Source organism: Ruegeria sp. N8, assembly GCF_056531325.1.
Genome location: NZ_JBQFLQ010000014.1, coordinates 35,125 through 55,474 on the forward strand (window position 1 = coordinate 35,125; position 20,350 = coordinate 55,474).

The 20,350-nt window shown below is 58.8% G+C and carries 14 protein-coding genes and 1 pseudogene; 8 read left to right on the forward strand and 7 right to left on the reverse strand.

The window, feature by feature from the left end; genetic code table 11:
* The first annotated feature begins 26 nt into the window (after positions 1 to 26).
* The gene (locus tag ACR0C5_RS18395) at positions 27 to 1,763 is read left to right on the forward strand and encodes a sugar phosphorylase (RefSeq protein WP_480878321.1); all 1,737 of its coding nucleotides are present in this window, start codon (positions 27 to 29) and stop codon (positions 1,761 to 1,763) included.
* Here ACR0C5_RS18395 and ACR0C5_RS18400 read toward each other — a convergent pair.
* The 5 genes from ACR0C5_RS18400 to ACR0C5_RS18420 all read right to left on the reverse strand — a co-directional run bounded on the left by ACR0C5_RS18400 (position 1,747) and on the right by ACR0C5_RS18420 (position 11,264).
* Positions 1,747 to 2,976 (reverse strand): glycosyltransferase family protein, encoded by a 1,230-nt coding sequence (locus ACR0C5_RS18400; RefSeq protein ID WP_480878297.1) that lies wholly within the window; start codon positions 2,974 to 2,976, stop codon positions 1,747 to 1,749. The two genes, ACR0C5_RS18395 and ACR0C5_RS18400, sit on opposite strands and share 17 nt — an antisense overlap.
* Positions 2,977 to 2,994: 18 nt before the next feature.
* Positions 2,995 to 3,756, reverse strand: coding sequence for an HAD-IIB family hydrolase (locus ACR0C5_RS18405; RefSeq protein WP_480878300.1), 762 nt, complete (start codon positions 3,754 to 3,756; stop codon positions 2,995 to 2,997).
* Positions 3,757 to 3,890: 134 nt separating this feature from the next.
* Positions 3,891 to 5,261: an HlyD family type I secretion periplasmic adaptor subunit gene (locus ACR0C5_RS18410; protein WP_480878302.1), complete on the reverse strand. Its 1,371-nt coding sequence runs from the start codon at positions 5,259 to 5,261 to the stop codon at positions 3,891 to 3,893.
* The gene (locus ACR0C5_RS18415) at positions 5,258 to 7,015 is read right to left on the reverse strand and encodes a type I secretion system permease/ATPase (protein ID WP_480505894.1); all 1,758 of its coding nucleotides are present in this window, start codon (positions 7,013 to 7,015) and stop codon (positions 5,258 to 5,260) included. Before ACR0C5_RS18415 ends, ACR0C5_RS18410 begins: the two co-directional genes overlap by 4 nt.
* A gap of 61 nt (positions 7,016 to 7,076) precedes the next feature.
* Positions 7,077 to 11,264, reverse strand: a complete 4,188-nt coding sequence (locus ACR0C5_RS18420; RefSeq protein ID WP_480878304.1) for a beta strand repeat-containing protein — start codon at positions 11,262 to 11,264, stop codon at positions 7,077 to 7,079.
* 341 nt (positions 11,265 to 11,605) lie between these two features.
* Between ACR0C5_RS18420 and ACR0C5_RS18425 the strand changes: the two genes are divergently transcribed.
* The 7 genes from ACR0C5_RS18425 to ACR0C5_RS18455 all read left to right on the forward strand — a co-directional run bounded on the left by ACR0C5_RS18425 (position 11,606) and on the right by ACR0C5_RS18455 (position 19,379).
* The gene (locus tag ACR0C5_RS18425) at positions 11,606 to 12,526 is read left to right on the forward strand and encodes a LysR family transcriptional regulator (protein WP_480878306.1); all 921 of its coding nucleotides are present in this window, start codon (positions 11,606 to 11,608) and stop codon (positions 12,524 to 12,526) included.
* A 263-nt stretch (positions 12,527 to 12,789) separates the two neighbouring features.
* Complete coding sequence (locus ACR0C5_RS18430; protein ID WP_170789829.1) at positions 12,790 to 14,373, forward strand: ABC transporter substrate-binding protein; 1,584 nt, start codon at positions 12,790 to 12,792, stop codon at positions 14,371 to 14,373.
* A 67-nt stretch (positions 14,374 to 14,440) separates the two neighbouring features.
* On the forward strand, positions 14,441 to 15,535 hold the full coding sequence (locus ACR0C5_RS18435) for a M24 family metallopeptidase (protein WP_480878308.1): 1,095 nt from the start codon (positions 14,441 to 14,443) through the stop codon (positions 15,533 to 15,535).
* Positions 15,535 to 16,542, forward strand: a complete 1,008-nt coding sequence (locus tag ACR0C5_RS18440) for an ABC transporter permease subunit (RefSeq protein ID WP_480878310.1) — start codon at positions 15,535 to 15,537, stop codon at positions 16,540 to 16,542. The genes ACR0C5_RS18435 and ACR0C5_RS18440 overlap by 1 nt, the downstream gene beginning before the upstream one ends.
* Positions 16,542 to 17,444 (forward strand): ABC transporter permease subunit, encoded by a 903-nt coding sequence (locus ACR0C5_RS18445; protein WP_480878312.1) that lies wholly within the window; start codon positions 16,542 to 16,544, stop codon positions 17,442 to 17,444. Before ACR0C5_RS18440 ends, ACR0C5_RS18445 begins: the two co-directional genes overlap by 1 nt.
* A 4-nt stretch (positions 17,445 to 17,448) precedes the next feature.
* On the forward strand, positions 17,449 to 18,426 hold the full coding sequence (locus tag ACR0C5_RS18450; RefSeq protein WP_480878314.1) for an ABC transporter ATP-binding protein: 978 nt from the start codon (positions 17,449 to 17,451) through the stop codon (positions 18,424 to 18,426).
* The gene (locus ACR0C5_RS18455) at positions 18,423 to 19,379 is read left to right on the forward strand and encodes an ABC transporter ATP-binding protein (RefSeq protein WP_480878316.1); all 957 of its coding nucleotides are present in this window, start codon (positions 18,423 to 18,425) and stop codon (positions 19,377 to 19,379) included. The genes ACR0C5_RS18450 and ACR0C5_RS18455 overlap by 4 nt, the downstream gene beginning before the upstream one ends.
* A gap of 2 nt (positions 19,380 to 19,381) precedes the next feature.
* On the opposite strand, the gene ACR0C5_RS18460 is transcribed toward ACR0C5_RS18455, so the two are convergent.
* Positions 19,382 to 20,059, reverse strand: coding sequence for a GntR family transcriptional regulator (locus ACR0C5_RS18460; RefSeq protein ID WP_480878318.1), 678 nt, complete (start codon positions 20,057 to 20,059; stop codon positions 19,382 to 19,384).
* A 187-nt stretch (positions 20,060 to 20,246) separates the two neighbouring features.
* A pseudogene (locus tag ACR0C5_RS18465) lies at positions 20,247 to 20,350 on the reverse strand (2-hydroxyhepta-2,4-diene-1,7-dioate isomerase); the annotation flags it as partial.

Here is a 20,350-nt window from a genome sequence, read left to right on the forward strand (position 1 = left end):
CCTAAGGCCCGGAACTTTTGACCAGTGTGAATTCCAGTTTCTCGCGCCGGCTGGCTGAGCTTGTCGCGCAGATCTACCCTGACAAGGACGTGCCGGACATTGCGAAGCGCGTGTCCGATGCGTTCTGGCCAACCGGCACACATCGTCGCAAACAAGGACGCAAGCCGGGCAATGGTCTTTGGTCCGAGAAAGACAGCGTTCTGATCACCTACGGCAATTCGATCGAAGATCAAGTGCACAAGCCGCTTGATCTGCTGCATGATTTTCTGATCCGTCACCTGAACGGGGTGGTCAACGGCGTTCATATCCTGCCGTTCTTTCCATTCACCTCCGATGATGGGTTCGCCGTATCGGATTATTACAGCGTCAGTACGCAGCTGGGAGGTTGGCCGGACATCACTCGGATTGCCAGTGATTTCCACCTGATGTCCGATCTTGTGCTGAACCATGTCTCAAGTCAGGGTATGTGGTTCACAAATTATCTGCAGGGTAAACCGCCACATAACCGGTTCTTTTTCGAAGCTTCACCCGAGGATGATCTGTCTGCGGTTGTCCGTCCTCGCACCACGCCGTTGTTGCGGCAAGTCGATACCAGCGAGGGAGAGAAATATGTTTGGTGCACTTTCAGCCACGATCAGGTCGATCTGGATTTCTCGAACCCCGAGGTTCTGATCGAGATGCTGCGGATCATCCGCCTGCACATCGACAAGGGCGTGCGTATTCTGCGCCTGGATGCGGTGGCGTTCGTGTGGAAAGAGATCGGAACGAATTGCATCCACCTGCCGCAAACGCACGCTATCGTGCAATTGTTGCGGTTGTTGTGCGACTATGCCACCGAAACGCTGGTTCTGCTTACGGAAACCAACGTGCCGCGGACTGAAAACCTCAGCTATTTCGGCAACCGGAACGAGGCGCACGCGGTTTATAACTTCCCTCTGCCGCCTTTGATCCTGCATGCGATGCAATCAGGTACGGCGCAATATCTGCGTGAATGGCAGGCCGCGATGCCACCCGCGCAGCTGGGCTGCGCCTATCTAAACTTCACCGCCAGCCATGACGGCATCGGGATGCGCCCCGCCGAGGGCGTTTTGCCCCCCGAGGAAAAGGACCGAATGATCGACACGGTGCGCCGGATCGGCGGATTGGTTTCGATGCGCGCGCTGCCCGACGGGCGCGAGGAACCCTATGAGCTTAACTGCGGTTACTTCGACGCTATGTCCGAGACGTTCCACGGGTCCGATCAATATCATCTGGCACGGTTCATCTGTTCGCAGACCATCGTGATGTCTTTGGAAGGGATACCGGCCTTCTACATCCATTCTCTGCTGGCCACGCCCAATGATCACGAGGCGGTCGAACGACGCTGCATGAACCGGGCGATCAACCGGCATCGCTGGCACTATCCCGATTTGTTGGCACGTCTGGCCGATCCGGGGTCAAATCAGGCGCTGGTATTGTCAGCGCTGTCCAAACGTCTGCACCTGCGGTCGCAGCAACCGGCCTTTCACCCCAACGCCACGCAGTTTACCCTGCGGCTGGATGATCGCGTCTTTGGCATCTGGCGGCAGAGTCTGGATCGTAGCCAGTCGATCTTTGCGCTGCACAATGTCTCGGCTGAATTGGTCCATGTCAGCCCCGCCGAGATCAATATGATCGCCGAAGAGGTCTGGACCGACGCATTGACCGGCGAAATCCTAGCCACCAACGGCCCGGATATTGTTCTGGCTCCGTATCAGTGCCGCTGGATCACGAACGCGGGCTGAATTCGTTCAGATCGTCGGATACGGCGGCCTTGAGACGCAGCAGAAACTCGGGGTCGGCAGAATGCACTCGGTTCCATGTAGGGATGAACGGCGTCTCATGCGGGTTGTCCAGAAACACCTGCCCGGCGCGAATGATGTTTTCGGCGAACAGCTCGATGGACTTCTCTTCCTTGTGGCGGTCCAGTTCCAGCCCGTTCATCTTGGCATCGGTATAGTAACCCTCGAGCAGATCCAGCGCCGAGCGATAGTAGGTCGCCTTGAGCGTGCGGAACGTATTGGGCGTAAACACGGTGCCATCGGCGGCCAGTTTGCGGAAGATCGCCTTGCAGATATCGGTGGACATACGCGACAGGCCGCGATTTGCGTCCTCGGGCGAAAGGTCTTGATGTTTGTGGTCGTAATTGTCGGCAATCTCGACCTGACAGACGGATTTCGGGGCCAGATTACGCCACGCTTCAGACAATACGCCGATCTCTAGCCCCCAATCGGATGGAATGCGCAGGTCGGGCAGGGTGGGGGTGCGGATGGCGAACTCGCCCGACAGCGGATAGCGGAAACTGCGCAGGTAATCGAGGTAGTCGCGATCCCCGATCACCTTTTTAAGCGCGATCAGCAGCGGGCTAACCAGCAGGCGCGTGACGCGGCCGTTCAGCTTTCCGTTCCCGATGCGCGGATAAAAGCCCTTGGCCATCTGGAACGGAAAGGTTGGGTTCACCACCGGATAGACCAGACGATCCAGCATTTGCCGGTCATAGGTCACGATATCGCAATCATGGATCGCCATCACCGAACTGTCGGCGCAAGCCAGCAGATACCCTATGCAGGACCAAACATTCTTGCCCTTGCCCGGCTCTTGCGGCGCCAGTCCCAGTTCTTGCAGATGCGCCTGCAACGCAGTCAGGCGGGGGCTGTCATTCCAGATGACGGCATGGTTTTGCGGCAGATCGGCAAAGAACGCCCGCGCGTGGCGATATTGCGTCTCATCCGCTTGATCCAACCCAATAATGACGCGGTGCAGGTAGGGCACTTGCGCCAGTTCGTGCAAAATCCCGGTCAATGCGGGACCTGCCAACTCTGAATAGAGGCAGGGCAGGATCAGAGTGATCTTGCGCGTCTCGGCAAAGACCGAGATTTCATGGGCCAACTGGCCAGCGGGTCGGCTGCGCAGGTTGTGCAGAGTGGTAATGTTTCCGTTCTGGTGAAAATCGGCCATGTCGTGCGCCTCGTTTTGTCAAAGATCCCGGGTCAGCGCCAAAATCGCGTCCGACCACCCTTGTGGACCTGCCTGTTTTGTTCTGAGAATGTGGGCTTCGGTATCGGACGGAAACTGCGATATCCCAGCGCTGTGGGGGTTGTGCACGACCACGCCGTGATCGGCCAGCTCCAGCATCTCACGGTCATTCGGAGCATCCCCCAAAGCGATCGTCAGACGAGGGGTAAAGTGGCTGATAACCTCGCGCATCGCGTCCGCTTTGGTCGAGCCAAACGACAAGGTCAGAAATCGCCCACCCTGACGCGCGTGCAATCCGTGTTCCTGCGCGGCAGCAAGGAATGCTTCAAGGCCTGAAGTGGAGCCAGTCCACAGGCCCGGCTCGCTAAACCGACGCTGCCGGGCAAGTGACGCCTGCTGGGGGTCGAGGCCCGTCAAATTGGTTACCTCGCTATCGGACATGTCCCCGAACCCTTTAAAGCCTTTGGGCAGTTCCGCGAGACTTGCGCGCAGTTTGGCATAACAGGTTTCGCCGCTATCGGGCTGGCCCGGCCATAGAACGCCCGCACCGTTTTCAACGATGGCGGGCATCCCGACAAACCCCAGTTCCTGTTGCAAAGGCAGGATTTCTGCTGCGGTTTTGCTGCTGGCCAAAACCAGACCGGCCTTCAGGTCAGACAGGCGTTGAAGTCCGGGTTTGGCGGCTGCCCAGCTATAGTCGTGATGATCCAGCAGCGTCCCGTCGAGATCGGAAAAAACCAATAAATCAGGCGCGCGTGTCATGGCCGGGGAGGGGTCGTGCAAAGTTTCATATCGTCAAATTAGAAAACCATGCCCGAGCGAAGTAAATGTATGGCGGTGATAAATGCGCCAAATGAACAACCCGCGCCTAAAAAATAGGCGCGGGGGTACCCAGGTCACTCGATAAACGTTTTGGCCAACCGGTCGCTGATAGGTTGCGACAGGTAGGTAAAGACTGCCCGTTCGCCGGTATTCACAAACAGGTCGGCGGGCATTCCGGGCACCAGATCCAGCGATGCGACGGCCTGCGGTTGGTTTGCGTCCAGCTTGACGCGGGCCTTGTAGTAGGCCTCGCCTGTGCGGTCGTCTTCCAGCGCGTCGGCTGAAATGTCGAAGATCTGACCATTGGCTTCGGGGACATCGGCCTGCGCGAAAGCGGACAGGCGGATACGCGTGGTTTGCCCGATATGCAGCTTGTCGATGTCACCGGTCTTGACGCGGGCTTCGACGATCAGGGCCTGATCGGCGGGCACGATGTCCATGATCGGCTCACCGGGTCGGATCACACCACCGGTCGTTGATACCGCCAGGTTCACCACACGGCCGCTGGTCGGGGCCAGAACCTGCGTGCGGTTCAGACGGGCCAGCGTTCCTGCAAATTGCGGACGGACCAGATCAAGCTGGGCTTCGACTACGGCCAGTTCTCCGGCGATGACCTCATCACGCAGTTTTTGCTGGCTGATCAGCGACAATTCCAGTTCCTGCACCTGGTTTTCGGCTTGCGCGATTTGCGTGCGCAGCGAGGCATCGACACCATTAAGACGCTCCAACTCGATCCGGCGGGCGCTGACGCGAGTGATGGCAACCAGACCTTTGGCCAACAAAGATTCCAGGTTGGTCAGCTCACCTTTGGTGATATCGATCTGGTTTTGAGTGCTTTGGCGTTGCTCATTCAAGCCCGCGATCTGGGCACGCAGACCCGACACGCGCTGCGCGTTGATTTGGGCTTCGGTGTTGCGGGCGCGGGCCTCGGCATCGAAGAGTTGTTTCTGCGTCAGATAGGGCGAGACCCAATGCAGGCGCTCCATGCCTTCCTGAAAACCCGCAAATGCGGCAGCTTCGTCAAAGTGACCTTGGCCGCTCATCTGTGCCAGCAGACGGGCGCGGCGTACTGAAAGCTCGCCCAACTGGCTGCCCTGCACGCTAAGATCGACGTCGATCTCGGTGCTGTCGAGCCGCACGAGGGGTTGCCCGGCCTGCACAAACTCGCCATCCGTGACGAGGATTGCGTGAATGATGCCGCCATCCAGATGCTCGACCGTTTTGCGGTCGCCTTCGACCACGAACGAGGCAGGGGCAACTACTGCGCCGTCCAGTTTCGAGGCCAGAGCCCAATAGGCGCTGCCGCCGACAAAGGCCATCAGGGTGAAGACGCCGAACAGGATATAGCGTCCGATATTTGATGTGGTGTCGTTGATTTCCTTCAGCTGCGCCTCGTGAAAGGCAACTGCACCGTAGGATTGGGAGTGGGGAACCAAGTTTGTCATTGGGCTGCTCCGCTGATCTGAATTTCATTTGCAGGGCGTGGCGACGGGGTCGCAGCGCCGGGTTGATTGGGGGTATCAAGAACGTTGCGCCGGTTAACCTTCAGCACGTCGTCTTTGTCGCCGAATTGGGTCTGGTTACCGTCGCGCAGCACCATGACCTTGTTGGCCGCTTGCAGGGTGGCCGGACGGTGCGTCATCACGATCGAGATCGCTCGGCGGGCTTGCGCGGCCAGAATAGCGTCACGCAGAGCCTGTTCGCCTTCGGCATCCAAGTCCGAGTTCGGTTCGTCCAGAACCAGAACGAACGGATCACCATAGAGCGCGCGGGCCAGGGCCAGACGCTGGCGTTGACCACCCGACAGGAAAAAGCCCTTGCCGATGCGCGTTTCATAGCCGTCGGGCAGCGAGCTTATCAGCTCGTGCACACCGGCCTCGCGGGCGGCACGCAGAACTTCGGCGTCGTCGATGGCGATCGAGAAGCGGCCGATGTTTTCGCGGATCGTTCCGTCGAACAGCTCGACATCCTGCGGCAGATAGCCGATCTGTTTGCCGAGGTCTTCGTTGTTCCATTTCGATAACGGGCTTCCATCCAGCAGAACCTCGCCGCGCTGCGGGAACCAGATCCCGGCTAGCATCTTGCCCAGCGTGGTCTTCCCTGATCCGCTATGTCCGATCACAGCCAGCACGTCACCCGGTTGCAGGCTGAAATCGATACCGCGGACCGTGGCGTTCATCGCACGCGGCGGACCAGCCTGCGCGATTTTGACGTCCAGAGATTTGAATGCGCGTGGCAGGTTCAGATTGGTCGGCGCTTCCGCATAATCCTCGGTCAGTTTCTTGATCTTGGCATAGGAACCGCGCGCGGCCAGGAAGGTGCGCCACTGGCCGATCAACTGGTCGATAGGCGACAAAGCGCGGGCCAGAACGATGGTTGCAGCGATCATCACACCGGCGGTGGATTCCCCGGTGATGGCCAGTGCGGCACCCAGACCCAGTATGGCTGATTGCAGGCCCATACGGATTGTTTTGGACAGTACCGAGAAGCTGGCCACACGGTCCGAGGCGCGCGTCTTGTACTGGTGCGCATCGGCTTGCAAGGCAGTCCAACGGCGCATCAGGTCTGACTTCATTCCCAGCGCATGCACAAGTTCGGCGTTCTTGTCGCTGGTGTTGAACAGCGCGTCAGAACGTCCACGCGCCTGCGAGGCTTGCTCCATCGGGCCGCGGGCGCGCGAGTTGTTGATCAATGCCATGATGGTCAAGGTCAGCGCGCCGACCAGACCCAGCAGGCCCAGCAGTGGGTGCAGAACATACAGCACCATCAAATAGATCGGGATCCAAGGGGCGTCGAAAAAGGCGATCAGGGTCGTGCCCGAGATGAACTCGCGGAAGCCGTTGACATCCTCGACCAGATGCTCGCCGGCGTCGCTTTCGCCCTGCACCCGGCGGCGCATCGCAGCGCTGAGGACGGGGGCACCCACGGTCAGCTCGAACCGGGCGGCCAGACGGCCCAGGATGCGCATCCGCATCAGGTCAAGGCAGGCGATTACAATGAAAACACCAACCAGAAGAACGGACAGAGCGATCAGTGTGTCGACGTTCTGGCTGGTCAGAACACGGTCATAGACCTGTAGCATGTAAAGCGGCCCGGCCAGCATAAGCAGGTTCAGAAACAGGCTGAAGAAGGCGACCGCAACAAAACCCTTGCGCAGTGACCCCCAGGCAATTTTGACGGGATTGGCTTGCTTGAACATTTCTTTGACCCTTTCCGGTTTGAAGAACGGGGCGACCCAAGGCCGCCCCGCAGTTGGTCAGTTACGCGACAAAGTCGTCGTCGTTCAGGTCGGTGCTGTTGACACCGGCGAGGCGGACGGACCCTTCACTGCCGAAGGTGATGACCGCGTCGTCGCCATCTTGTGCAAGGCTGACACTGCCGTCGAAGTCGGGTCCGAATTCGCCGAACTGGAGCTGGTCCAGACCGACTTCGAAGTCCTGAATGACGTCATTGCCGAAGTTGCCTTCGAAGACGAAGGTGTCGTTGCCTGCGCCACCGATCAGGATGTCATCGCCACCCTCACCGTTCAGCACATCGTCACCGGCCTGACCGTTCAGGGTGTTGGACCCCGAGTTGCCCGACAGGATGTCGTTGCCACCATTCGGGCTGCCAGCGTTGTTCGAGCCGTTGATGTTTTCGAACCCAAACACCTGATCCAGGATTGCTCCATCGGGTGCATTGACCTGTGCAACGCCGTTGCCTTCTTCATCCAGATCCAGAACAACGCCCGGCCCTGCAGTGAACAGCGCGGTGTCGATCCCTTCGCCGCCGATGATCACGTCGGCACCTCCGAAGGAATGGATCGCGTCATTGCCGGCACCACCGTCGAGGATGTTGAACTCGTTGTTGCCAAGGATCAGGTCATCCCCGTCCGAGCCTACAACGTTTTCGAAGTCATCAACTTCGGCGACGATCTGGCCATTCTGGATGATGGCACCGTCCTGCGGACCTTCATCACCGCTGCCAGCAGGGTTCGGCGAAGGACCGCTGAGGTCCAGATCAACGGTTACACCGTCAAAGCTGGAGACGTCGATCGTGTCGCTGTCATCCGAGCCGACAACCCGCTCGATCGAGCGCAGGATGTCCACTTCGATCTGGTTGTCGATGACGTCCTCGCCGATGACACCTGTGCCACCAGTGGCTTCGGTATCCAGCGTTGCACCAGCATCTACCAGCGTGTCCTGCACGACCGGGCCGTTCTGACCAGCAGGTGCATTGTGCAAGTGCACAGCCGAGACAACACCCGGGATCGGCGTCAACAGATCAGCTTCGTTCAGGCCCGTCACGCTCAACTCGCTGGAATAGGTGACTTCACCGGTTTCCAGGTTTTGAGTGACGACGAGGGTCGCCTGACCGGTCGCTTCGCTGTCGGATGTAGGACCAGGCTCCTGCGAGGCGTCCAGACCACCGCTCAGCGTGACAGTACGGATGCCATTCTCGGTCACGTCGCTGTCAACCAGCAGTTGCCCGCGAATTTCACCAGCCGGGAAGTCCGATGTGTGGATGTTGTAGTACAGGTTGCCCTGGACTGCCTGCTCCACGAACTCGGCGCCGTTGGTGATGGACGATCCGAACTGATCCGGTGCTGCAACAACCGCGTCGGTGATGGTGACGTTAAAGCCTGTGTCACGTGTGGCAGTGCCATTGCCGTTTGCATCCAGGCTGACTTCGACCGCGACATCCAGATCCGAGAAATCGGCTGTGTCGATGCCTTCGCCACCGTCGATGAAGTCATTGCCCAGACCGCCGGTGATGACGTTGTCTGCGTCGCCTGCGATCAGAACGTCATCTCCTGCGCCGCCCGAGATATCACCGTTGGTGGTGCCCAGGTCGACAAAGATGTCGTCGCCGTCGCTCAGCAGAACGTTGCCGTTGATCACGCCTTCGTCGTCGTTGACGATGGTCACGAAGCCTGCATCCGATGCGTCGATCGCATTGACCGTGCCGCGGATTTCGCCTTCGTTCAGGATCGCGCCAACCAGGTTCAGGCCGCCATCAACGCGGATACCTGCTGCGGCGTCCGAGTCCTCGGAACCGGCGATCAGGCCTTCGTTGACCACAACACCCGCGAAAGAGGCGTCGTCCTGGCTGGTGAACAGGCGCAGACCGTCACCGACCTGGTTGCCTTCCAGCGCATCTCCACGACCTTGCAGCGTACCTTCGTTGATGACTGCTGCGGACACGATGTCCCCCGACTCGTCGCCGGTTTGCAGCGAAACGGCGGAACCGTTGTTGCCTTCGCCTGCATCGACCAGACCCGAGTTGGTGAAGCTGTAGTTGTCAGCAGTGCCATCGGCATAGACGGTGCCGTTGCGCTGATCGCCAGTGCCCAGGATTTCGCCTTCGTTGACAACATCCAGACCGATCCCGTCGATATTCACCGCACGGCTGTCCGATGTCACGGTGCCACGGTTGATGAACGAGCCGCCTGTGTGATCGCCGGTGCCAAAGTACACACCGTTCTGGCCGCCTTCGAACAGACCGCCTTCTTCGTTGATCAACTGACCTTGGAAGTTGACGTTGTTCACCGCACGGAACGCACCGACGGTGCCGTTTGCACCTTCGGATGCAACGGTGCCCGAGTTGGTGATGGTGCCCGAGAACGTGCCCGTGTTGCCGACATTGCCAATACGGATGCCGTCTCCGGCGCCGTTGGTGCCTGCCGCCGCGTTGCCGCGACCCTGGATGGTGCCTTCGTTGTTCAGCTCAAAGCTGTTCTCGCCTGCAATCTCAGCGCCAAAGCCCGAACCTTCATTGCCTTCGCCCGCATCGACCACACCGGTCGAGAGGTTGTTGAAGGTAAAGTCCTGCGCGGTGCCATCGGCATAGACTGTGCCGTTGCGCTGATTGTCGGTGCCAAGGATGTCACCGGCGTTGTTCACTTCCAGACCGATGCCATCAATGTTGAACGCGCGGCTGTCGGACGAGATGGTCCCGCCTTCCAGGTTGTTGAACACACCACCGGTGTGATTTGCGCCCTCACCGTTGACCGGGTTGCCGAAATAGACACCGTTCTGCACGCCCGAGATATCGCCCGAGTTGTTGAACTCACCCTGGAACGAAACGCCGTTTACGAAGCGTACGCCAGCAACGGTACCGTTTGCGCCTTCCGAGTCGATGGTGCCGGTGTTGTTGATGACCGCATCGGTGGTGCCGATGTTGCCGACATTGCCGATCCGCACGCCGTCACCGGCTGCGTTTGTGCCCGCTGCGGCGTTGCCGCGGCCCTGGATCGTACCGGCATTGTCCAGCGTGAACGAGGTCACGCCGTCTGGTGCGTCACCGATTTCAACACCAAAGCCCGAGCCTTGGTTGTGCTCGCCCGCGTCGATGGTCCCGGTTACGAGGTTGTTGACCGAGAAATCATCGGCGGTGCCATCGGCATAGACGGTGCCGTTGCGCTGATCGTCGGTGCCCAGAATGTCGCCACCGTTGATCAAGTTAACCCCTGTGCCATCGATGTTTACGGCGCGGCTGTCGGATTGGATGGTGCCAAAGTTCAGAACGTCAAGATCATGTTCACCCTGGCCGATATACAGACCGTTCGCGGCACCTTCGATCACCCCGGTCGAGGTGTTCAGGATTTCGCCTTCGGTGTTGGCGCCGTCGGCGATGCGGATACCACCGGCAGTGCCTTGGGTGCTTTCCGACGTAATCAGGCCGCTGTTGACGATTTCGGTTTCCAGGATGGTGCCCTCGGCGCCGTTGTCGACGCGAATGCCGTCGCCGGCCAGCGATGTGTTCGATGCTGCCTGACCGCGACCCTGAATGGTTGCGCCAAAGCCGTTGAAGATGTCGGTTTCGACACGATCGCCGACCTCGTCACCCACCTGCAGCGATACACCTGCGCCCTGGTTGCCTTCACCTGCGTCAACGGTGCCGCCCGTGAAGTTCGAGATCGAGACGTCCTCGGCGGTCGAGTTGGTGTAGATGGTGCCGTTGCGCTGATCGCCGGTGCCGATGATGTCACCAAAGTTGCGAACGTCGATTCCCTGGCCCTGAATGTCCACAGCCCGGCTGTCCGAGCTGATCACGCCGCCTGCAAAGTTGTCGAGGCTGCCCGAGCTTTCGGCGCCAGCAAATTGCACGCCGTTGAATTCGCCCACGATCTCGCCAAAGTTGCGGATTGAGGCGCTGCCTGTGACCTGAACACCGGTTGCCAGCGCGTCAGGGCCGTTGTTGGCTTCGATACGGCCGGTGGCGAAGTTGAAGATGTCGACGTCCTGGCCTTGGGCTTGAACAGCGGCAACTGCGTTGTTGGTGATGATTTCACCAAAGTTCAGCAGGCGCGAAAAGTCGTTTGCCAGTACAAAAGCCGGGGTGTCATCAACCACGGTGCTTTGCGCGAAGTTGTTAATTAGAGTCTGACCATCACGAGAGGTCTCTTGCGCCAGGGTAGACGAGGTCAAGAGACGAGCGCGAAGGCTGCTCAGAAGTTGGGACAGCATGGGATACTCCGTCAAGAATTGTTGCGTTCTGTAGGTCGCCCGCTGCTTTGGGCGTTCCACGTAGCAAAGGGGTAGCCAGCCGCGCCCGTCAGCTAAAATTCATCCTTCGAATTGGGGGTATAACAAACGCAAATACTCACGAAATTCGTGTGAATTCACAGCGTGGTTGGATGAAAAATCAAAGGGTTACAAAAATCCCGATCACGTCGATGATCTATGCCATGCCAATCGTTGACGCTCATGTGACCAGACGTGACCGTGTTTTCATGCAAGACGGTCGGCATTGGGGTATGAAATGGACGGCCCAAATGGGGCGCGACTCAAGTTGATAGTTTGCAATCATGAATTTCAGAGATTTGGAATATGTTCTGGCCATCGCCAAACACGGTCAGTTCAGTCAGGCCGCAGCAGCCTGCAATGTTTCGCAACCAGCGCTATCCAACCAGGTCAAAAAGCTTGAGCAGGAATTAGGGGCCGAACTGTTCTTGCGCCTCAACAATCAGGTTCGTCCGACGGCCTGCGGTTTGCAGGTTCTGCGCATTGCCGAGCGTGTTTTGACCGATGCGCAGAAAATCCGCGATACGGCGACCCAGTTCCGCGATCCCGAAGCGGTTCCTTATAATATCGGGATGACGCCAACACTGGCCCCGTACCTGACGCAGTATTTTTCCGACCTGTTCAATGCGCTGTTCCCGAACATGCGCGTAACAATGATTGAAGACCTGCCACATAACATGTTGCGGATGATCGAAGATCACACGTTGGATCTTGCTTTGGTGGCTAAGGTCAACAACACCGAGACGCTCGAATTCACCTCAATCTGGTCGGAACCTCTGTTTCTTGCCGTGCGCGAAGGGCATCCGTTGTGCACCTTGCCGTCTATTTCGCCCGAAGACGTCCCGCGCCATGATTTCATCCGCCTGCCACACAGTTTCGGCTATGAACTGGAAGATCGGCTGCCCAAGATCGACCCGGCCAATCGCGCCAGTAAACGGTTTGATCTGAGTGCGCTTCGGTTCGAAACCATTTGCCGGCACATTTGCCATTCGGACGATTGCACAATCGTTTCGGCCCTGGCCGCTGAACAGTTCAAGCGGGATCGCTGGCCGTTGTGCTTTATCCCCTTTGACGCGCCGGGAAACCTGCGCGATCTTGGCGCGGCAACTCGCCCGGGGTGTCCGAGGCGGCCATTGTTGGACCGGATCGGAGGCTTCATCCAAGAGCAACCTCCGGTGGGTGTCACGCCGACTTTCAAGATGTGATTGCCGAACCTCTGAAACTTGCGCTGCATCAAAGTCGGCGCATTTGATTCCCGTCATAGCTGGAAGCATGTGCAGGTCGTCCACAACGGGTGACCGCCTTTGCGTGCGCCGACGCTCGCGGAATCGTTAACTTTGTTGACAATGGATTTTGTATTTTGGATACATTGGGCAGTGATTTCGCAGCGGCCAGAGTCGCCAAAGGGTGTTCTGGTAAAAAAGCGCCAAGCGAAAATCAAACAAACAACATTTTCTGGGAGAAACTCATGAAACTTAAGTTTTTGGCCGCAACCGCAGCGATTGCGTTGTCGAGCGCTGCGGCACAGGCAAATACGTTGGTCTATTGCTCGGAAGGCTCGCCCGAAGGTTTTGACCCGGCGCTGTTCACCGCTGGCACCACCTTTGATGCGTCCTCGCACCCGATCTACAACCGCTTGCTGGAATTTGAGACCGGCACCACCAATGTGATCCCAGGCTTGGCCGAAAGCGTCGAGGCCAGCGATGACGGTCTGGAATATACGTTCAAGCTGCGTCAGGGCGTCAAATTCCACTCGAATGACGAATTCACCCCAAGCCGCGACTTCAACGCCGATGACGTGATCTTCTCGTTCATGCGCCAGAAGGATGAAGGCCACCCATATAATCAGGTGTCTGGCGGTACGTGGGAATATTTCCAGGGCATGGGTATGCCCGATCTGGTCGAGTCCATAGAAAAGATCGACGACTACACGGTGAAATTCACGCTGTCCAAACCCGAGGCGCCTTTTGTCGCAAACATGGCGATGGACTTTGCCTCGATCCTGTCGGCTGAATATGCCGATGCGATGATGGAAGCGGGCACACCTGAAAAGCTGAACACCGCGCCTATCGGCACCGGCCCGTTCTCATTCGTGGCCTATCAGAAAGACGCCGTGATCCGCTATGCGCAGAACGCTGATTACTGGAAAGCACCGGCGGATGTGAGCAATCTGATCTTTGCGATTACGCCTGATGCGTCGGTCCGTTATCAAAAGCTGAAGGCGGGTGAATGCCACATCATGCCTTATCCGAACCCCGCCGACATTCAGGCGATGCAGGATGACGCTGACATCAACATGATGGAGCAAGAAGGCCTGAACGTGGGTTATCTGGCTTACAACACCACGATGGAGCCGTTCGACAACCCGAAGGTGCGCAAAGCGCTGAACATGGCGATCGACAAGCAGGCGATCATCGATGTGGTGTTCCAGGGCTCGGGGCAAGCGGCCAAGAACCCGATTCCGCCGACCATGTGGGGTTATAACGAGGCCATCACCGACGATGCCTATGATCCCGAAGCGGCCAAGGCGATGCTGGAAGCCGAAGGCGTCAGCGATCTGTCGATGAAAGTCTGGGCGATGCCGGTTCAACGCCCCTATAACCCGAACGCCCGCCGCATGGCCGAGCTGATCCAGGCAGATTTCGCCAAGGTCGGCGTGGATGTCGAGATCGTCTCCTATGAATGGGGTGAGTACCTGTCACGCTCTAAAGAACTGAACCGCGACGGTGCTGTTCTGCTGGGTTGGACCGGTGACAACGGCGATCCAGACAACTTCCTGGCCGTGCTGCTGGGTTGCGACGGCCGCGAAGCCTCGAACCGTGCGCAATGGTGCCACGAGCCCTTCGAAGATCTGATCCTGAAGGCCAAGCAGACCACTGATCAGGCCGAGCGCACCAAGCTGTATGAAGAGGCGCAGGTCATCTTCAAAGAGCAAGCCCCCTGGGCCACCATCGCACACTCAGTCGTTTACATGCCGATGCGCAACGAAGTGCAGGGCTACAAAGTCCACCCGCTGGGCGGTCACATCTTCTACGGCGTCAGCGTCGAATAAATCATCACTCACGGATCGGAGCCGCCCGTATGGCGGCTCCGGTTTTCTTTTTTGGAGGTCGGCCCCCATGCCGGATTTGTCCGAGTACCGTCAACTGGCAAAGGACATGTCAGTCGATGCCGTGGCCCTCGTGCCCGGTCCCAATTTCACCCGCGCGTTGGGGAAACCCTTCATGAGCCACGAGCGACCCTTTGTGGTCGTTATCCCGGCCCGAGGTAGTCCCGCCGCGATTGTCCCCAATCTGGAGCTTGGCACCTGGGCGCTGGTCGGCTTTGACGGTGCCGTGTTCGATTGGATGGACCAGGCGGGCTATGACAGCGCTTTTGCCGCTTTGGCCGCGCACATGCCGCTGACATCGCTGGCCGTCGAAGGGCAAGTGATGCGGGTCTTTGTGTCGAAGGCTTTCACCAACGCGCTGCCCGATCTGCGCATTGTGGATGCCGAACGCGAAATCTCGGGCTTGCGGATCATAAAGACCGATGACGATATCGCGGCACTGCAAGCGGCAATTGATATCTCGGAACGCGCGCTGGAGCGTGTGATAGCCGATGTGCGCGTCGGACAGACGGAAAAACAGATCGAACAGGCGCTGATTCAGGCACTGTTCGCCGAGGGTGCGGCCTCATTGGCGTTCGCGCCGATTGTGGCGGCTGGTGACAATTCGGCCCAACCGCATGGCAAGGCGCGTGCGGACTATCAGATCAAACCCGGCGACGCGTTGTTGTTCGATTTTGGCGCGCGCAAACACGGCTTTGCCGCCGATATCACCCGCACTTTCTTTGTGGCCGAAGTTTCAGACGAGGGCAGGGATGTCTACGACACCGTCCTGCGTGCCAACCTCGAAGGGTTCAACGCCTGCCGCCCCGGTGCTACGGCGCATGACATCGACGATGCCGTCACCCGAGTACTTGAGGCATCGCCCTATGCTGACCGTATCCGCACCAAGACCGGGCACGGGCTGGGCCGCGACGTACATGAAGCGCCCTATATCATGCGTGGAAACCATCAGGCCATCCTGCCGGGCATGGTCTGGACCAATGAGCCGGGGCTTTATGACCTTGGAAATTTTGGTGTTCGGATCGAAGATGATGTTCTGGTGACGCAGGATGGCTGCCGGTCACTGACCCACTTTCCCAAAGATCTCACAATCATAGGTCGCTGATGTTTGGCTACTTCCTTTCGCGCCTTGGAATGTTCGTTCCGACATTTCTGGGCGTGACGCTGATTTCCTTCATGTTCATCCGGGTGCTGCCCGGCGATCCCATCATCGTCATGGCCGGAGAACGCGGTATGACTGAAGAACGCTATCAAGAGATGGTGGTCAAGCTGGGCTTTGACAAACCGGTGCTGCAGCAATACTGGGACTATCTGGTCGGCGTTATGCATGGCGACTTGGGCGAAAGCTTTGTCACTAAGAAACCGGTCTGGGATGAGTTCTTTGCCCTGTTCCCCGCCACGCTGGAACTGTCGATCTGCGCAATGATCTTTGCGGTGGCTCTGGGCTTACCTGCGGGTGTGATTGCAGCCGTGAACCGAGGCAAGTTCTTTGATCGCGCGCTGATGTCCTCGGCTTTGGTTGGCTATTCGATGCCGATCTTCTGGTGGGCCCTGCTGCTGATCATCGTATTCTCGGGCAATCTGGGTTGGACGCCTGTGTCGGGGCGGATCGACCTGTTGTACTACTTCCCCAACGTGACCGGGTTCATGCTGATCGACAGCTTGCTGTCGGGGCAGGAGGGGGCGTTTACGTCAGCCGTGCGTCACTTGATCCTGCCGACCATCGTACTGGGCACCATCCCGCTGGCGGTGATCGCGCGCCAGACTCGCTCGGCCATGTTGGAAGTTTTGGGCGAGGATTACATTCGCACCGCCCGCGCCAAGGGCCTTTCACCCACGCGGATCAACGGGCTGCATGCGCTGCGCAACGCTCTGATCCCGGTGATAACAGTGATCGGCCTGTCGGTCGGCACGCTGCTGGCCGGTGCGATCCTGACCGAGACAATCTTTAGCTGGCCGGGAATCGGCAAGTGGATGGTCGACAGTATTTTCCGCCGCGACTACCCGGTGGTGCAGGGCGGGCTGCTGATGATCGCTGTGATCGTGATGCTGGTGAACCTGCTGGTCGATGTCCTTTACGGCATCATCAACCCCAAAATCCGGAGGCGGTGATGGCCGAGCTTTCCGCAACCACCCCCAAGACCGAGGACCGCCCAAGCGCCCTGCGCGAATTCTGGTTCTATTTCAGCGAAAACCGCGGCGCGGTGATCGGGTTGTATGTGTTCGTGGCCTTCGTGATATGCGCGGCCCTTGCGCCTTTGCTGGCGCCCTACGACCCGACCGAGCAGTTCCGCGACCACATCCTGCAACCCCCCGCGTGGCAAGAGGGCGGCAGCTGGGCCTTTCCGCTGGGCACCGATCCGTTGGGGCGGGATATGCTGTCGCGGCTGATCATGGGATCACGCTATTCTTTCTTTGTGGGCATCGTTGTGGTCTGTGTGGCAGTGACGGGCGGCGTGATCATCGGGCTTTTGTCCGGCTTTGCGCCGAAATGGGTCGATACGCTGATCATGCGGGTGATGGATATCATCCTGTCCTTCCCCTCGCTGCTGTTGGCGCTGGTGCTGGTGGCTATTCTTGGGCCGTCGCTGACCAATGCGATGATCGCCATCGCCATCGTTTTTCAGCCGCATTACGTGCGCCTGACCCGAGCCTCGGTTCTGTCTGAGCGGCAGAAAGACTATGTGACCTCGGCCCGTGTGGCGGGCGCGGGCAAGGCGCGGCTGATGTTCAAGACTGTGCTGCCCAACTGTCTGGCCCCGATCATAGTGCAGGCGGCATTGTCTTTCTCGACCGCCATTCTGGACGCCGCCGCGCTTGGATTTCTGGGGATGGGCGCGCAGCCTCCTACGCCGGAATGGGGCACCATGCTGGCCGAGGCGCGTGAGTTCATTCTGCGCGCCTGGTGGGTCGTCACCTTCCCCGGCCTTGCCATTCTGGTCACGGTGCTGGCGATCAACCTGATGGGCGACGGCCTGCGCGACGCGCTGGATCCGAAACTGAAGCGGAGCTGACGATATGAGTTTGTTGGATATCCGAAACCTCACTGTCGAATTCGCTACCGCCTCGGGCAAGTTCCGTGCCGTGGACGGGGTGGACCTCTCTGTCGACCGGGGCGAGCTGATGGCCATCGTCGGCGAAAGCGGCTCGGGCAAATCCGTGTCGATGCTGGCGCTGATGGGGCTGTTGCCTTGGACCGCTACAATCAACGCCGACCAGCTGAGTTTCGAAGGCATCGACCTGACCAAAATTTCGGCTCGCGACCGGCGCAAGATCATCGGCAAGGACATCGCCATGATCTTTCAGGAGCCGATGTCGTCGCTGAACCCCTGTTTTACTGTGGGCTTCCAGATCAAAGAAGCGCTGCGTATCCATCTGGGCCTGAACCGCAAGGATCGTCACCAACGCGCGATCGAGCTGTTTGATCAGGTCGGCATTCCCGCGCCGGAAAGCCGGTTGAATACCTTTCCGCACCAGATGTCAGGCGGTATGAACCAGCGGGTCATGATCGCCATGGCGATTGCCTGCAACCCCAAGCTACTGATCGCTGATGAGCCGACAACAGCGCTGGACGTCACCATTCAGGCGCAAATTCTCGATCTGCTGGTGCGGCTGCGCGATGAACAGGGGATGGGTCTGGTTTTGATCACTCACGATATGGGCGTTGTGGCCGAAACCGCCGAACGGGTGCAGGTACAATATGCCGGTCAGAAGGTCGAGGAACAACCGGTCAAAGACCTGTTCCGCACCCCGCGCCACCCCTATACCTCGGCGCTGCTCAGCGCGCTGCCGGAACGGGCGACCTCTAAAATGTTGCCGACGATTCCGGGTGTGGTGCCGGGGCAGTTCGACCGCCCCAAAGGCTGTCTGTTCAGCCCACGCTGTCAGTTCGCCGATGGCACCTGTCAGGCCATCCCGCCCACACCGCATAGCGATTTGTTCGGCAAGGCGCGGTGTCACCATGTCGAAAGAATTGCAGCCGGAGAAATGGCATGACAGCTCCTATCGTTCAGGCAAACGCGCTGGCGCGACACTATGAGGTCAAGGGCGGGTTGTTGTCGAAATCGGCTACGGTCAAAGCCCTGTCCGGCGTCGACTTCGCGCTGCAACCGGGCAAGACACTGGCGATCGTCGGCGAGTCGGGCTGTGGCAAGTCCACTCTGGCGCGCGTCGTTACGATGATCGAAGAGCCGACCTCGGGCACGTTGTCCATTGACGGGGTCGATATCACGCCGTCGAAATGGGCGCAGATGCGCGATACGGTGCAGATCGTGTTTCAGGACCCCTATGGCTCATTGAACCCACGCCAGCGGATTGGGCAAATTCTGCAGGAGCCTCTGATCATCAACCGCCCTGACATGTCTGCCGCCGACCGCGAAGCACGGGCGCGCGAGATGATTGATCTGGTCGGGCTGCGGTCGGAACACTATGACCGCTATCCGCACATGTTCTCGGGCGGTCAACGTCAGCGGATCGCAATTGCACGCGCGCTGATGCTGAACCCCAAAGTGCTGGTGCTGGACGAGCCGGTCTCGGCCTTGGACGTGTCGATACAGTCGCAAATCCTGAACCTGCTGGTCGAATTGCAAGAGCGTCTGAACCTGGCCTATCTTTTCATCTCGCATGACCTGTCGGTAGTTAAACACTTCGCCGATGATGTGATCGTTATGTATCTGGGCCGCGCGGTCGAGCACGCCACGAAAGACCAACTGTTCGCCGCCCCCCGTCATCCCTATTCCAAGGCGCTGTTATCGACCACGCCGCGCGCGGACCCTGAGGCGCGCAAGGAACGGATCAAGCTGGAGGGCGAGTTGCCCTCACCCATGAACATCCCCAAAGGCTGCGCATTTGCGCAAAGATGTTGGCTCGCAACAGATGAATGCCGCGCAGCCCCGCCCGATCTGTCAGGCGAAGCCCATCGCGTGGCCTGTCTGCATCCGCTGGACTGACCCTAGTCTTCGGGGTTTCGCGTTGCCGTGACCATGGCCAGCAACTGGTCTTTGGTGCGTTGGATGTGCCGGGTTAGCAGATCGCACCCAGCTTCCACATCGCGCGCGCGGGCAAGGGCCAGCAACTCGCCATGATCACGCTTGGCGGGTTCGCGCTGTTCCATGACGCTTAGATGCATACGGACATAGCGATCCGATTGCACATTGACCCGTTGCAGAATGTCATTGGTAAGCCCGCGCCCTGCCGCTGCATAAAGCGCCTTATGATATTCATAGTTCAGACCCCCCCAGCGCCCGACATCGTAGGCTTCGTAGGATTTCTCCATCTCATCCAGCAACCTTTCGCATATGGCGAAATCGGCTTCGGTCATAAGTGGGATCGCGCGGCTGAACAGGTCAACTTCGAGCAACACGCGTAGGTCGAATATCTCGGCGATTTCGTCCAGCGAGTGCGTGGTCACGGCAGCGCCGCGATTGTTGGTCAATTGTACCAGCCCTTCGGCATCCAACCGCTTGAGCGCCTCGCGGATCGGCATACGCGAGACATCATAGTCCTCGGCCAGCGCTTCTTGGCGGATGGTCTCACCCTCGGCCATCTCGCCGCTGAGGATTCGCTCGCGCAAGTCATTGGTAATGACATCTGGCAGGCTTTGCCGTGGGATCGCGCGGGTGCTTGGCATTGTGTTCATCTCGGGCAGTGCATTTTGTATCCAAAGTACAAACTGGAGGCGAGATTTCCAAGGCCTTAGCGAATGGGTATTTTGCGCACCCAAGCTGACCTGACATTCGGTTGATGCAGCCATTAAAATAAAACCCCAGACTGCTGATGCGATCTGGGGTCCATTGGTAAGTGATTTGGTGCCAGGGTTAGCCCTGAACAACATCCTGCCGTTGCACGCCCAGTCCTTCGATCCCCAACTCCATCTTGTCGCCGGGCTTCAGATAGGTTTGCGGGTTCTGTCCCATCCCAA